We start from the raw sequence: 13,887 nt of genomic DNA, 5'->3' as shown, positions 1-13,887 counted from the left end.
ATGTTCCATCTAGAAGTGAATCAACTGCACAAATCCTACGGTGACACCAAGGTGTTCGAGGGAATTGAATTCGGCATCCGCAAGGGGGAGCTGGTGACCCTGCTCGGCCCCTCCGGCTGCGGCAAATCCACCCTGCTGCGGGCGCTGGCCGGGCTCACCCCGGTGGATGGCGGTCAGGTGCGGGTGGCCGGTGAGGACATCACCTGGCAGGAACCCCAGAAGCGGGGCATCGGCATGGTGTTCCAGAGCTATGCGCTCTTCCCCAACATGACGGTGTGGGACAACGTCGCCTTCGGCCTCAAGATGAAGCCCCAGCCGGGGCGGGATCTCGCCGCCAGCGTGCAGGAGGCGCTAGAGCTGGTGGAGCTGACCGGCTTCGAGCGCCGCTATCCGGGCGAACTCTCCGGCGGCCAGCGCCAGCGAGTGGCGCTGGCCCGCGCCCTGGTGGTGCAACCCCGGATCCTCTTGCTGGATGAGCCGCTCTCGGCGCTGGATGCCCGCATCCGCCGCAGCTTGCGCCAGCAGATCCGCGCGATCCAGCAGCGCCTCGAGCTCACCACCATCTTCGTGACCCACGATCAGGAGGAGGCGCTGACCCTGTCGGATCGGATCTTCCTGATGAACAAGGGATCCATCGTCCAGAGCGGCACGCCAGAGCAGATCTACACCCGCCCCGCCAGCGAGTTCGTGGCGGGCTTTATCGGCAACTACAACCTGCTGGGTGGCGAGCAGGCCAAATCCCTGTTCGGCCCGCGCTTTCGCGGCAAGCTGGCGCTGCGGCCGGAGTCCATCACCCTGCTGCCTGCAGGGGCGGTCAGCCACGAGCCCAGCCTGCCCGGCATCGTTCGCCAGCAGCAGCTGCTCGGCAACGTCATCCGCTATCAGGTGGAGTGCGAGGCAGGGCTGTTGACGGTGGATTGCCTCAACCGCCGTGCCGGCGATCTGCTGCCGGTGGGCAGCGCCGTGACCCTGGTGGTGGCCCGGGATCAACTCTGTGAGGTAGCATAACGCCATGAATCCCATTCATTTTTCAACCAGTACCCCGATGCTGGCAGCCAACCCGAGGAGCAGCCATGGCCCTGGCACTGTTTGATCTGGACGAGACCCTGATAGCGGGGGATTCCGCCAGCCTCTGGCTGGAGTACATGGTGGCCCAGGAGCTGGCCCCGGCGGGCATGGTGGCCGAGGAGCAGGCCATGATGTCCCTCTACCATCAGGGCAAGATGGACATGCACCAGTACATGGCCTTCACCCTGCAACCGCTGGCAGGCAGGACGCGCCAGTGGCTCGACTCCCTCTGCACCCACTTTGCCGAACAGGTGCTGCGGGAGCGTCTCTACCCCGAGGGGCTGGCCCGCATCGAGTGGCATCGCCAGCGTGGCGACGAGCTGGTGCTCATCTCCGCCTCCGGCGAGCATCTGGTGGCCCCCATGGCGCAGATGCTGGGGATGGATCACTGCGTGGCCATCCTGCTCGACGAGGAAGCCGGCATGCTGACCGGTCAGACCCGCGGCACCCTGAGTTTTCGCGAAGGCAAGGTGGCCCGCATCAACCAGCTCTTTGCCGGAAAGGAACACCTCTGGCAGGGGAGCTTTGGCTACAGCGACTCCCACAACGATCTGCCCATGCTGCGGGCGGTGAGCCATCCCCATGCGGTCAATCCGGCCCCCGCCCTGCGCCAGTGCGCCGAGGAGCTGGGCTGGCCCCTCTGGACCTGGCAGTTGCACCCTTGATCCGCGCAATGAAGAAGAGGCCCTCAGGCCTCTTCTTTGCTCAACATGCCATCCCCTGAGGGCGAGTCGTCCCGGGGAGCCAGGGGATCCACCATGTAGATGCGATTCTTGCCGTCACCCTTGGCGCGATAGACCTCGGCATCGACCATGGTCAGCAGGCTCCTGGCCCCAAGCCCGGGGGCACTCGCCACCAGGCCGCCGCTGAAGGTGATCCCAAGACCGGGTTCACGCCAGTGCAGGGAGGCCACCCCAATCCTGTACTGCTCCAGCAGCATCTGGCAGAAGTGGATGTCCGGATTGGCGAACAGCACCACCAGCTCTTCCCCGCCATAGCGGCATACCCAGCCATGATCCCCCAGCAGCTTGGCGCCAAAGCTGGCCACCCGCTTGAGCACCACGTCCCCGGTCTGGTGACCATAGGTGTCATTGATCCGCTTGAAACCGTCCAGATCGATCATGGCCAGGCAGAAGCGGTCCTGATCGAGCAGCAGCCGATTCAACCGCCCGTCGAAGAAGCGCCGGTTGTAAAGGCCGGTCAGCTTGTCGAGGTTCGCCTGCTGGCGCACCTCGTGATAATCCTTGCTCACCTCCGCCAGCTCGGCATAGACGTGCCTGAGCTCGCGCATCCCCCCCTGGTGCACCTCGTCAGGCTGGGTCCGGCTGGCCCGGATCACGGTGGAGATCTCGTCCAGCATCCGCCTGAAATAACGGGACCAGATCAGTGCCAGCACCATGTAGAGCACGCTGGCCAGCACGATGATCCCGAGCACGTTGAGGGAGGCGCTCGCCACCACCGCCTGGATGCTGGAGGCGGGCAACACGCTGATCAGCACCCAGTTGTGGTCCGGCAGGCGGCTGTAGGCCACGAACTGGCGGGACGCCTGATCCAGGAAGATGCCGTCCTCCCCGCTGAAGCGGGAGAGCCAGGTCGGGTGGGTCATGGGCTTGAGCAGTTGTGAGGGATCGGGGTGGGCCAGCACCTTGCCCGACTGGTTGACGATCATCTGGTAGCCGCTGTTCCACTGCCGGTTCAGCTGGGCGGAGAAGGGGGCCAGGATGGCATCCACCGCGAAGACCCCCCGCACCTTGCCCTCCTTGTCGGTGATGGCCCGCGCCAGGGCGATCACCAGCGTGCCGTTGGTGTAGTCGTAGTAGGGTTCGGTCCAGACCATCTTGCCCACATGCTGGCTGGCCAGCTGATACCAGGGGCGCACCCTGGGATCGAAGTCCGCATCCGCCTGCCATTCGGGGTAGATCAGCATCTGGCGCTCGGCGGTGCCCACATAGATGTAGATGAGATCCGCCATCACCCCCTTGTAGAGGCGCCACTCCCTGAGATAGGAGTCGGTGTTGCGCAGACGGGGGCCGCTGATGTCCTCCACCTTGACCTGGTCGTAGATGAGGGAGAACTGACGCTCCATCTCGTTCAGGTAGGGCTCGATGAAGACGTGGCGCAACTGGTGATTGGTGGCGAGCAGGCGCTGTTGCAGCTCTCGCTGCAGGCTGCGCTCCATGTGCAGGTAGTAGATGGCACCCAGCATCAGGACGGGAATGAAGAGCAGAAGCAGGCCCAGGCGCATCCGTGCCACCAGGGACCAGGTCTTTTTGGAGACTGCTCGCTTATCCAACCCTGACTCCATGCTATCCCCTGACATCGTGTAGTGTCAGAATATCAGCCCCACCTGATGGCGTCCAAAGGGAAGCGCATCAGGTGGCCAACGAGAAGGAACTGGCCTGGATGTTGAAACCGGAACTGCTGACTGCCCTCCATTACTGCGCCGTGATCACCCTGACCGGTGCCATCACCTCGGAGTATTTCCTGTTCCGGCGCGGCATGTCCATCGAGCAGGTGCGCAAGCTGCTGCTGGCTGACAGCCTGGCCGCCCTGGCCCTGCTGCTCATCTTCATCACGGGCGTGCTGCTGGTGGTCGCCCATCCCCAGCCACCGGCCATCCTGTTTGCCAATCCGGGTTACCGCACCAAGCTGCTGATGTTCTTCGCCATGGCCATCAGCTTTGGCTACCCCAGCCGGCTGTTCCACCACTGGCGCCGATCCTTGCGCCAAGGACGGGCTCCCCTTGTCTCCACCCAGCAGCAGTTCTGGGTGATCTGGATCCTTAGGGGCAACCTGCTGCTGCTCGCCCTGCTGCCCCTGCTCGCCAAGCTGGCCAGCCGCTGATCCTGCCCTCGCCCGGCAACAAATGGCTGACGACAAACGCCCCTTCTCGCAGGTATCGTAATGGCGGGGCCCGAGTGCCGCCGAGACTCTTTCTCAGGGATGATTCCGTATGCGTTCAAACATGATGTTATTGATGGCCGCCGCCATCTGGGGGCTGGGCTTCGTCGCCCAGCGTCTGGGGATGGCTCACATGGGGCCCTTCACCTTCAACGGCCTGCGCTTCCTGCTGGGCGCCCTCTCCCTGCTGCCGCTCTTGTGGTGGCCCAAGTCACGCCAGCCGCCCCAGCCTGCCGGTGATCACCGCCTGCTGCTGACCGGGGGCCTCATCGCCGGCACCGTGCTCTTCTCCGCCGCCTCCCTGCAACAGGTGGGGCTGCTCTACACCACGGCCGCCAAGGCGGGCTTCATCACCGGCCTCTACATCATTCTGGTCCCCGTCATCGGCCTGGCCCTGCGCCACAAGACCGGGGCCAACACCTGGATTGGCGCCCTCATCGCCATGGCCGGGCTCTACTACCTCAGCGTCACCGAGGAGTTCACCATCGGCTACGGCGATCTGCTGCAAGTGATCGGGGCCCTGTTCTGGGCCGTGCATCTGCTGGTGCTGGATCACTACTCGAACCGGGTCGCCCCCATTCGTCTTGCCGGGGTGCAGTTCGTGGTGTGCGGCCTGCTCAGCCTGGCCACGGCCTTCGTCATCGAGACCCCGACGGCGAGTGGTGCCGTGGCGGGCTGGCAGGCGCTGCTCTACGCCGGTCTGGTCTCGGTCGGCATCGGCTATACCCTGCAGGTGGTGGGGCAGCGCGGTGCCCATCCGGCCCACGCCGCCATCATCCTCAGCCTGGAGACGGTGTTCGCCGCCATTGGCGGTGTCCTGCTGCTGGGGGAACATCTGGACGAACGGGCCGTGGTCGGCTGCGCCCTGATGCTGGCGGGGATGCTCATCTCCCAGATCCGCCTGCGCTGGTGGTGGAAGTCCCGCCGCAACAAGGTGCCCAGCCAGTCCTGATATCTGCGGTGGTCATTGACCCCAAATAAAACGAGGCGCCCTTGGGCGCCTCGTTTTATTGCCGCCTGCCTAGCGCACACTGGAGCAGAAGCTCACGTCATCGCGCAGGGGGTCATTGCTCACGCTGTGATAGAGCTCGAAGCAGGGGCCGTCCCCAAAGGCGAGCCCGGCCGCGACGATATCGCCGATGTGCTCCTGCCAGCGCTCCCCGTACTGGCTGCGATCCGTGATGAGGTAGCGGGACTGGGCGTAGCGCCCGGCGGGGATGTGCTGAATTTCCACCTCCCCCGTCCCCAGGGTGCCCACCGGCACGCTGATGCCGATGTCGGTGCGGCACTGGGCCGGCGGCGTCACCTCGGGGTTGTCGTGGTAGATGAAGATCCACTCTCCTCCTTCCAGGCCACGGGGCGCGGCCCACTGGTGAAGGCGATGGCAGACGGCGTCATACCCTTCGCCATAGGGGCCGGTCACGCGGATATAGGCCAGGGTGCGGGCGTCCATCTCGACGGTGTTCATGGTGTTGCTCCTTGCTGATGAGTGGCCTTCAGCATAAGGGAGTGCCCCTTGCCATGCGTGTCCTTCCTTGCGATCCAGGTGTCCGTTCTTGCCCTTGTCGCGGCGAAACGCCCCTGGGGTGCAGCCATAGTGGTGGCGAAACGCCTTTGCGAAGGCCTGGGAGCTGCCAAGTCCCGCCCCCAGGGCGATGGCGGTAACGCTGGCATCGGTGTAGCAGAGCTGCCAGGCCGCCCGCTGCATCCGCAGGCGGCACATCTCGCCGGGGGCCTCCCCCACCACGGCGGTGAACACCCGGTGGAAATGGTAGAGGGAGAGGCAAGCGCGACTCGCCAGCGCCTCGATGGAGAGATCCGGATCCTGCTCCAGTGCCCGCAGCACCGGCGTCAGGCGCTCGCGATAGTCGATCATCGGCGCACCCTGGCCATGTAGAGGGCATCCACCAGCACCCCATGACGCAGGCCGTAATCCCGGGCAACGCCCTCCTCCACAAAGCCCGCCTTGCGATAGAGGGCCAGGGCTGCCTGATTGTCGGCCCAGACCGTCAGCTCCACCCGCGTCAAGCCGAGCCAGTTGTCCGCCAGATCCAGCGCTGCCTGCATCAGGGCGGTGCCCACCCCGCGCCCGGCCCAGTCATCGTGTACCGCCATGCCGATGCTCGCCACGTGGCGGCGACGGGGGGACGGCTCCACCATCAGGACCAGCGCGCCCGCCACCTCCCCCTCCCACTCCGCCAGCAGGCTGTAGATGCCATCCCGCGGGGTCAGCTTCTGCTCCCACTGCTGCAGGGAGGGGAAGGGAAGTTGCAGGGTGCCCGCCTGGGCATGGGGCATGGCGTGAAGATCCCGCAGGGCGGCGGCATCTTCCGGCCCGGCGCGGCGAATGGTGATGGACATGAGACCTCCTGATTGGCTGAATCCCATCTTGCCGCAAGGCTGGCGTCTGTTTCCACCCCCATCAGCGAAACCAATCAAAGGGTTAGGCACACTCCATTGGAACCGCTCCCCCACTTCCCCTAGTCTGGCGACTCATCACAAGGAGACCCGCCATGACCGACAAGACCCTGCGCAGCGCCAACGGCGCCCCCGTCGTCGACAACAACAACAGCCTCACCGCCGGCCCCCGCGGCCCCGTCCTGATGCAAGACATCTGGTTGATGGAGAAACTCGCCCACTTCGACCGCGAGCGCATTCCCGAGCGGGTGGTGCACGCCAAGGGCTCGGGCGCCTACGGCACCTTCACCGTGACCCACGACATCAGCGCCTTCAGCAAGGCCGACCTGTTCAACGCCGTCGGCAAGCAGACCCCGGTGTTCCTGCGCTTCTCCACCGTGGCCGGCGAGAAGGGGGCCGCCGACGCCGAGCGTGACGTGCGCGGCTTCACCCTCAAGTTCTACACCGAGCAGGGCAACTGGGATCTGGTGGGCAACAACACCCCGGTGTTCTTCATTCGCGATCCCCTGAAATTCCCCGACTTCATCCACACCCAGAAGCGGGATCCCCGCACCAACCTGCGCAGCGCCACCGCCGCCTGGGACTTCTGGTCCCGCCACCCGGAATCCCTGCATCAGGTCACCATCCTCTTCAGCGATCGCGGCATCCCCAGGAGCCTGCGGGAGATGAACGGCTACGGCAGCCACACCTTCAGCTTCATCAACTCGGCCAACGAGCGCTTCTGGGTCAAGTTCCACTTCAAGACCGAGCAGGGCCACAGCTTCTACACCGATGAAGAGGCGGCCACCGCCGTCGGTCAGGACAGAGAGACCAGCCAGGCAGATCTGTTCAACGCCATCGAGCAGGGCGACTTCCCGCGCTGGAAGGTCTATGTGCAGGTGATGCCAGAGGCCGAAGCCCAGACCTACAAGATCCACCCCTTCGATCTCACCAAGGTGTGGCCGCACAGCGACTACCCGCTGATCCCGGTCGGCGTGCTGGAGCTCAACCAGAACCCGGACAACTACTTCGCCCACGTGGAGCAGGCCGCCTTTACCCCGGCCAACGTGGTGCCCGGCATCGGCTTCTCGCCGGATCGCATGTTGCAGGGGCGGCTCTTCTCCTACGGTGACACCCAGCGCTATCGCCTCGGCGTCAACCACGGCCTGCTGCCGGTCAACGCCCCGCGCTGCCCGTTCCACCACGGCGCCCACCGCGACGGCGCCATGCGGGCCGACAGCAACGGTGGCGCCAGCCCCAACTACCAGCCAAACCGCTTCGGCACCCAGCAGCCGAGCGAGCAGCACGAACCGGCCCTGAGTCTGGAAGGGGCTGCCCTGCACTACGATTTTCGTGACTACGACAGCGACTACTACAGCCAGCCGGGGGATCTCTTCCGCCTGATGGACGAGGGGCAACGTGCCCGCCTCGCCGCCAACCTGGCCCGCTCCCTCATCAATGTGGAAGATGACGCCATCGTCGCTGCCCAGCTCAGGCACTTCGAGCAGGCCGACCCCGAGTACGCCAAGCGGGTCGAGCTGGCCCTGGCCGCTCTGCAGCGCTGAGTCGCAGGCAGCCAACCTCTGCAAAAGCAAAACGGGGGCCTGATGGCCCCCGTTCTCGCATGACGGTCTTTGATGAATGAAAAACGCAGCCCAGGGCTCTGTTGATCAATGCTGTATCCATCCCGGACGCCGTGCCCTCGCGCGCTTCCCTCCCTTGCCAACAAGGGTTTGTACCGCCAGCTCACGGCGGCAACAACGTTGTGCACTGGCAGAGCGGCACCATTGTCCACCTGTGGTAATAAACCTGTCTGTGGTAATGCACTTTTAGTCACCAATAAAAACGGAGCCCGAGGCTCCGTTGTTCAATGCAGTATCAATCCCGGACGCCGCGCCCTCGCACGCTTCCCGCTCCCTTGCCAACAAGGGTTTGTACCGCCAGCTCACGGCGGCAACGACGTTGGGCACTGGCAGAGCGGCATCATTATCCACCTTTGGTAATAAACCTGTCTGCGGTAATGCACTTTTAGTCACCAATAAAAACGGAGCCCGAGGCTCCGTTGTTCAATGCAGTATCAATCTCGGACGGAACGCGCTTCGCGCTCTTCCCGCTCCCTTGCCAACAAGCGTTTGTACCACCAGCTACTGCGACGACGTTGTGCATTGGAAGAGCGACGAGCCATTGCTTAGATCCCAGTCAAGAGAAGAAAGAGCCGCATTATGCGATAGAGATCACGCCCGTGTCTGTAGCTGGATCAAGAAAAGGCTCACTGGCCCACCCGGATCGTCCGCTGGTTGCCCTCCGGTTCACCACTCTGTGACGGCGTCGTCACCTCTCGCCAGATCAGGGGACCATTGGTCTCCATCGCCTGCTGCGGCGCGCACTCCAGCCAGAGATCCCCCTGCTGGATGCGGGCCCCCTGGGAGTATTTCTGATCCTGATACCAGCACACCCGCTCGGGCAGCGAACCAAGGGGCAGCACCAGCTCGGTGCCCACCGAGTGGCTGAGGGTGTTGGACGCCGGGGCAGCCAACGCGGGGAAGAGCCAGCCAAGGGCCAGCAGACAACCTGCACAACGGATCATGGGAATTCCTGTCACGGGGGAGTGAAAGTGTAAAGCGACCAGCAGAGCCCTCGACTTGACCAATAAATGTCGGCTCATCTGGCATTCCGGAAGCAATATGATAGCCTGCCTGCGCCCGCAAAGGCCTGTCAGGGCTCTGCCGTGGGCCCCCACCGGCATCGCCGGGATGCGGTAATGAATAACCCTTAATAATCAGATAATTAACTGGATATGTTGTCAATGCGTATCATGCCGTTGCTCAAGGCTGCCTGCCTGAGCCTGATGTTGTCCGCCTGTGTCGCCCCCCTGCTGATGATGAGCCCCACCAGCCAGCTGATGTGGGCCCTGCTCAAGCCGCTGGTCGGTTTCGATCCGAACGAGGCCAACCTGTTCGAGCAACCGCTGATCAAGGACAGAATGACCGCCATGCTGGGGCCCAACTACGAGAGCACCATGCAGCTGCTCAAGACCGCCGACGAGCTACAACAGGAGGGGCCGCTCTTTTACGTGGTCTCCCGCTACGCCCCCGTGCCGGACGTGGCCAAGCAGGCCGGCATGGTCTGGAACGCCGACACCAACCAGCTCGCCGTCATGGTGCAAAAAGGTGACGGGGCGACCCAGGTCTTCGGGGAAAACCTGACGGCCGCCACCCCGACCTGGCCCAGCGCCATGCAGGGCTGGCAGTCCCAGGCCACCCCGGCCACCACGGCCCTGAGCGGTGCCGGTCAGGGGCTCACGGGCGCTGGCAGTTCTCTGCTGGGCACCATGATGGGGGGCCTGCAACAGAGCGCCAGCAAGGCCCTGTCCGACTCCACCAGACAGGTGATCGGCAGTGCCGCCACCACGGCGCAGCAACAAGCCACCAAGGCGGCGAGCGACAGCGCCAAGCAAGCTGCCAGCAGTGCCGCAACCACGGCGCAGCAGCAAGCCACCAAGGCAGTGAGCGACTCGGCCAAACAGGCCGCCAGCAGCGCAGCCACCATCAGTGCCGCGACCACGGCGCAACAGCAAGCCGCCAAGGCAGTGAGCGACAGCGCCAAGCAGGCCGCCAGCAGCAGCGCCGCCATCAGTGCCGCGACCAGTGCGCAGCAACAAGCCGCCAAGGCGGTGAGCGACACCGTCAAGCAGGCCGCCAGCAGCGCCGCAACCACAACGCAGCAGCACGCGACCAAGGCGGTAAGCGACAGCACCAAGCAGGCCGTCAGCAGCGCCACCACTACAGCGCAGCAACAAGCCGCCAAGGCGGTGAGTGACACCGCCAAACAGGCCGTCAGCAGTGCCGAAACCACGGCGCAGCAACAAGCCACCAAGGCGGTGAGCGACACCGCCAAGCAGGCCGCCAGCAGTGCCGCAACCACGGCGAAGCAACAAGCCGCCAGCAGCGCAGCGACCATCAGTGCCGCAACCACGGCGCAGCAGCAAGCCGCCAAGGCGGTGCAGCAACAGGGCGAGAAGCTGGAAGCGACTTCCGGCACCCTGAGCGATCAGGCCAGGGCGGATGCCGAAGCGGAGCTGGAAAAACTGCTTAACTGACTTTTTTAAGCGTCATGCCACCATAAAAACAGGCCATCACATGATGGCCTGTTGTTTATCTGACCCGTGGCAGGGGAAGATCAGAAATGGCGGTCCTGCTCGGTGGGCTTGGCACCCTTCTCTTCGCTGTGCTCGATGGCGGTGCGGATAAGGTCGACGCCAGCCCGGATGATCAGCACCCCCATGTTGACCAGCTTGACGCAGACCCACATGAAGGTGATGAGCAGGATCAGCTTGAGCACCGTCTGGAAGGCCTCCAGGAAGTTCTGCTCCAGCTGGGCGGTTAGCCCGTTGGCGCTGCTCATCAGCCAGGTGTACACCTCGCGCACGAAGGGGATCCGGCTCGGCATCTCCAGCACGTCCAGCGCCGCAGGCAGGGCCTGGAAGATGACGATGCTGCCAAACAGTATCAGGATGACGCCGATGGCAATCCCCAGAAAGAAACCGAACTGTCGCATGAAGAGCCCCACAATGTAGTGAATGAGAAGAACAATAGCCGCCAATACTAGGGACTGCCCGCGCAGACGGCAATCCTTGCGTCCCCCACAGGGTCGGTGCCCCCTGCAAGCCATTGCCCGGCCGTCTGATTTCTGTGACCCTTGTCCCCACTCCTTGCCCCTGGGTGTCATCATGTTTCGAGTCGTCTTCTGCCTGCTGCTGTTGCTGGGCGGTGCCCTGCCCGCCTCCCGCGCCGAATCCCCTCCCTCTGCGGCCGCCTGCGTGATCCGCCACCAGCAAGGGATCCTGCTGGTGCAGGACAGGCTCTCCTCGCGCTACAGCCTGAGCGGCGGTTACATCGACAGGGGGGAGACCCCGGAGCAGGCGGCCCTGCGCGAGCTGTTCGAGGAGACCGGCCTGCAGGGTCGCGTCACCGGCGAGCTGGGGCGCTGGCAACGGGCCAGGGTGTTCGCCTGCCAGACCCTGGAGCCCCTGCGGGTCCAGCGGGGGACGGGGTTTGTCTCCCTGCTCCAGGCCCCGGATCTCGGTGGCGAGATCCTGAACGCCAGGCTGATCGCGGCCGCCGACCTGCCCCCTGACCAGCGTCGCTTCCCGGCGCAGCTCGACTGGATAGCCCCGAGGCTGGCCGAGGTGCCCGAGAGCCAGGTGCTGTGGGTGACGGATTTCAGCGACGCGGCCAGTGCGCTGCACCGCGCCGAGTTGCCACTGATCCAGCGCCTGCAACAATGGCTCGGGCCGGATGCGCTCTGGCCCAGGGCGGGCAATCTGCTGGGCTCGGCCCCCTTCCAGCTGGCGCTGCTGCCCCTGCTGCTGCCCCTGCTCGGCTGGTCCAGGCTGCGCCACCTGCTGTTTGCCATGGTGCTGCTCACCCTGGTGGTGAACCTGCTCAAGGCGGGCATCGGCTGGCCCCGGCCCTTCCACCTGCAACCCGAGCTGGCCCGCCAGAGTGCCCAGGGCTTCGGCATGCCGAGCGGCCACGCCGCCTCGACCCTGCTCTACTGGGGCCTGCTGCTTGGCTGGCTGCCGGCGCTGCGGGTTTGGCAGGGGGCCCTGCTGGCCCTGTTGCTGGCCGGCGTGGCCGGGCTGGCCCGGGTCTGGCTGGGGGTCCACTTCCTCTCGGATGTGGTGGCCGGCCTTGCCCTGGGGGCCCTGCTGCTGGCACTGCGCGCCACGCTGGCGAAGCTGGTGGCGCGCCCGCTCCCCTGGGCCGGGCTGCTCATCGCCAGCGCCCTCTCGGCCTGGCTCACCCAGTCCACCGCCCTGGCCGGGCTTGCCATGTTCACCCTGGGGCTGGTATCGGGTAATCTGCTATCACTCGAACGGAGCCCCACCCCCGCCCTGCCCGCCGCGCTGCTGACCCTGGCAGGGGGACTGGTCGTGGCAGGGCTCCTGTTCCTGGTGCCCGCGCTCACCAGCAGCTCTCTGCTGATCCTCGCGGGACAAGGGTGGCTCTTTGGCTGCCTGGGGTTCTGGCTCAGCGCCGGGCTCTGGTGGTCGTTGTCCGCTATCCGTCACGGTGCCCGAACCGGGCGCTCAACCCCTCGTTAAGGGAATGCCATGAATATGAAAAAAGTGGATTTGGCCAAGATCACCCTGGGCTTGCTGTTCCTCAGCCTGCTCATCATCTCGTGCTTCATGGTCTTGCGCCCCTTCCTGCCCGCCCTGGTGTGGTCCACCATGATCACCATCGCCACCTGGCCCCTGATGCAGATGGCCCAGCGCCTGCTGTGGGGCAAGCGCACCCTGGCGGCGTTGCTGATGACCAGCATCTTGCTGCTCATCTTCGTCATTCCCCTCTTCATGACGCTGGCCAACGTGGCGGAGAAGGCCCCCATGCTCATCGAGCTGGGCACCGAGCTCAGCCAATCCCCACCCCCCGAGCTGCTCTGGTTGCAGCAAGTGCCCCTGGTGGGCGACAAGCTCTATGAGTTCTGGCGGCAGATCCTCGCGAGCGGCGGCCAGGTGCTGTTCACCAAGCTGGCCCCCTACTTCGGCCAGACCGCCCGCTGGCTGGCGGCCCAGGCGGGCAACCTCGGCCTGCTGTTCGTCCACTTCCTGCTGACCGTGGCCATCTGCGGCCTGCTCTACCACTCGGGAGAGAAGGCGGCAGAAGGCATTCGCCGCTTCGCCCACCGTCTGGCGGGCCAACGCGGTGACAATGCGGTGGTGCTCGCCTCCCAGGCCATCCGCGCCGTCGCCATGGGGGTGGTGGTGACCGCCCTGGTGCAATCCTCGGTGGCGGGCCTGGGCCTGCTCATCGCCGGCATTCCCTATGTCATGGTGCTGGTGGTGCTGATGTTCCTGCTGATCGTCGCCCAGATAGGCCCCTTCCCGGTGCTGCTGGCCAGCGTCGGCTACCTCTACTGGAGCGGGGACACCACCTGGGGCACCTTCCTGCTGGTCTGGTCCCTGCTGGCGGGCACCATGGACAACTTCCTGCGCCCCTTCCTCATCAAGCGCGGGGCCGACCTGCCGCTGATCCTCATTCTGGTGGGGGTCATCGGCGGCCTGCTGGCGCTGGGGATCATCGGTCTCTTCATCGGCCCCGTGGTGTTGGCGGTGGGCTACACCCTGCTGGATGCCTGGATCAAGGAAGATGACCAACCGGCGAGCGCTCTGGTGGAGCAGCCCAAGGCGCCGTGACGATTCATTGATCCCCGATGCAAAGAGCCGCCCCAGGGCGGCTCTTTTGTTTATTACCGTCCCATGTTGGTTCGATTAGCGAAGTGTAATCGGACGATCGAGATGCCGCTGTCCGGTGTGTCCATGAATCAGCGGCATCTGTCTGCAGGGAAATATGGATGGCTGTTATAGCGGGAGAATTGATTTACGCGAATGTCCGATTACGCCTTATGGCTAATCGAACTTAAAGCCGGTCGCGGCGTTTAGGGAAGGTGCGAACAAGTCCCTGATATGAGATCATGTTTGTCATCTGGAGCCATGAAAAAGGGTTCATCATGAGT

The 13,887-nt window shown here is 64.7% G+C and carries 13 protein-coding genes; 8 read left to right on the top strand and 5 right to left on the bottom strand.

What is annotated here, in order from left to right:
• Together PG887_RS14610 and PG887_RS14605 are read left to right on the top strand one after the other, a co-directional pair.
• Nucleotides 1-1,008 (top strand): ABC transporter ATP-binding protein, encoded by a 1,008-nt coding sequence (locus PG887_RS14610; protein WP_041214056.1) that lies wholly within the window; start codon nt 1-3, stop codon nt 1,006-1,008.
• Between the two features lie 65 nt (nt 1,009-1,073).
• Nucleotides 1,074-1,733, top strand: coding sequence for an HAD family hydrolase (locus PG887_RS14605; protein ID WP_143236965.1), 660 nt, complete (start codon nt 1,074-1,076; stop codon nt 1,731-1,733).
• Nucleotides 1,734-1,756: 23 nt separating this feature from the next.
• Here PG887_RS14605 and PG887_RS14600 read toward each other — a convergent pair whose 3' ends face one another.
• Nucleotides 1,757-3,361: a sensor domain-containing diguanylate cyclase gene (locus PG887_RS14600; RefSeq protein ID WP_270822054.1), complete on the bottom strand. Its 1,605-nt coding sequence runs from the start codon at nt 3,359-3,361 to the stop codon at nt 1,757-1,759.
• A gap of 110 nt (nt 3,362-3,471) precedes the next feature.
• Here PG887_RS14600 and PG887_RS14595 point away from each other — a divergent pair, with 110 nt between their 5' ends.
• Both PG887_RS14595 and PG887_RS14590 read left to right on the top strand, forming a co-directional pair.
• Nucleotides 3,472-3,912 (top strand): DUF2214 family protein, encoded by a 441-nt coding sequence (locus PG887_RS14595; protein ID WP_029314852.1) that lies wholly within the window; start codon nt 3,472-3,474, stop codon nt 3,910-3,912.
• Between the two features lie 109 nt (nt 3,913-4,021).
• Nucleotides 4,022-4,921, top strand: coding sequence for a DMT family transporter (locus PG887_RS14590; RefSeq protein WP_270822052.1), 900 nt, complete (start codon nt 4,022-4,024; stop codon nt 4,919-4,921).
• 69 nt (nt 4,922-4,990) lie between these two features.
• Here PG887_RS14590 and PG887_RS14585 read toward each other — a convergent pair whose 3' ends face one another.
• Both PG887_RS14585 and PG887_RS14580 read right to left on the bottom strand, forming a co-directional pair.
• On the bottom strand, nt 4,991-5,845 hold the full coding sequence (locus PG887_RS14585; protein WP_270822050.1) for an AraC family transcriptional regulator: 855 nt from the start codon (nt 5,843-5,845) through the stop codon (nt 4,991-4,993).
• Entirely contained in the window at nt 5,842-6,330 is a 489-nt protein-coding gene (locus tag PG887_RS14580; RefSeq protein ID WP_128272481.1) for a GNAT family N-acetyltransferase, read from the bottom strand. The genes PG887_RS14585 and PG887_RS14580 overlap by 4 nt, the downstream gene beginning before the upstream one ends.
• Nucleotides 6,331-6,482: 152 nt before the next feature.
• Here PG887_RS14580 and PG887_RS14575 point away from each other — a divergent pair, with 152 nt between their 5' ends.
• A complete protein-coding gene (locus tag PG887_RS14575; protein WP_270822048.1) occupies nt 6,483-7,931 on the top strand; it encodes a catalase in 1,449 nt (482 codons plus the stop codon).
• A 704-nt stretch (nt 7,932-8,635) separates the two neighbouring features.
• On the opposite strand, the gene PG887_RS14570 is transcribed toward PG887_RS14575, so the two are convergent.
• A complete protein-coding gene (locus PG887_RS14570; protein ID WP_104454909.1) occupies nt 8,636-8,953 on the bottom strand; it encodes a YnjH family protein in 318 nt (105 codons plus the stop codon).
• Nucleotides 8,954-9,172: 219 nt separating this feature from the next.
• Here PG887_RS14570 and PG887_RS14565 point away from each other — a divergent pair, with 219 nt between their 5' ends.
• The gene (locus PG887_RS14565; RefSeq protein ID WP_254231804.1) at nt 9,173-10,465 is read left to right on the top strand and encodes a hypothetical protein; all 1,293 of its coding nucleotides are present in this window, start codon (nt 9,173-9,175) and stop codon (nt 10,463-10,465) included.
• A gap of 80 nt (nt 10,466-10,545) precedes the next feature.
• Here PG887_RS14565 and PG887_RS14560 read toward each other — a convergent pair whose 3' ends face one another.
• Nucleotides 10,546-10,923, bottom strand: a complete 378-nt coding sequence (locus tag PG887_RS14560; protein ID WP_010675931.1) for a hypothetical protein — start codon at nt 10,921-10,923, stop codon at nt 10,546-10,548.
• A 172-nt stretch (nt 10,924-11,095) separates the two neighbouring features.
• On the opposite strand from PG887_RS14560, the gene PG887_RS14555 reads away from it, so the two are divergent.
• On the top strand, nt 11,096-12,472 hold the full coding sequence (locus PG887_RS14555; protein ID WP_104454911.1) for a bifunctional NUDIX hydrolase/phosphatase PAP2 family protein: 1,377 nt from the start codon (nt 11,096-11,098) through the stop codon (nt 12,470-12,472).
• Between the two features lie 9 nt (nt 12,473-12,481).
• Complete coding sequence (gene ydiK / locus PG887_RS14550) at nt 12,482-13,567, top strand: AI-2E family transporter YdiK (protein ID WP_199769681.1); 1,086 nt, start codon at nt 12,482-12,484, stop codon at nt 13,565-13,567.
• The last annotated feature ends 320 nt before the right edge of the window (nt 13,568-13,887 follow it).

Source organism: Aeromonas sp. QDB14, from assembly GCF_027707845.1.
Classification (GTDB): Bacteria; Pseudomonadota; Gammaproteobacteria; order Enterobacterales; family Aeromonadaceae; genus Aeromonas; species Aeromonas caviae.
The sequence above is the reverse complement of the archived record's forward strand: the minus strand, read 5'-3'. Positions and strand labels throughout refer to the sequence as shown.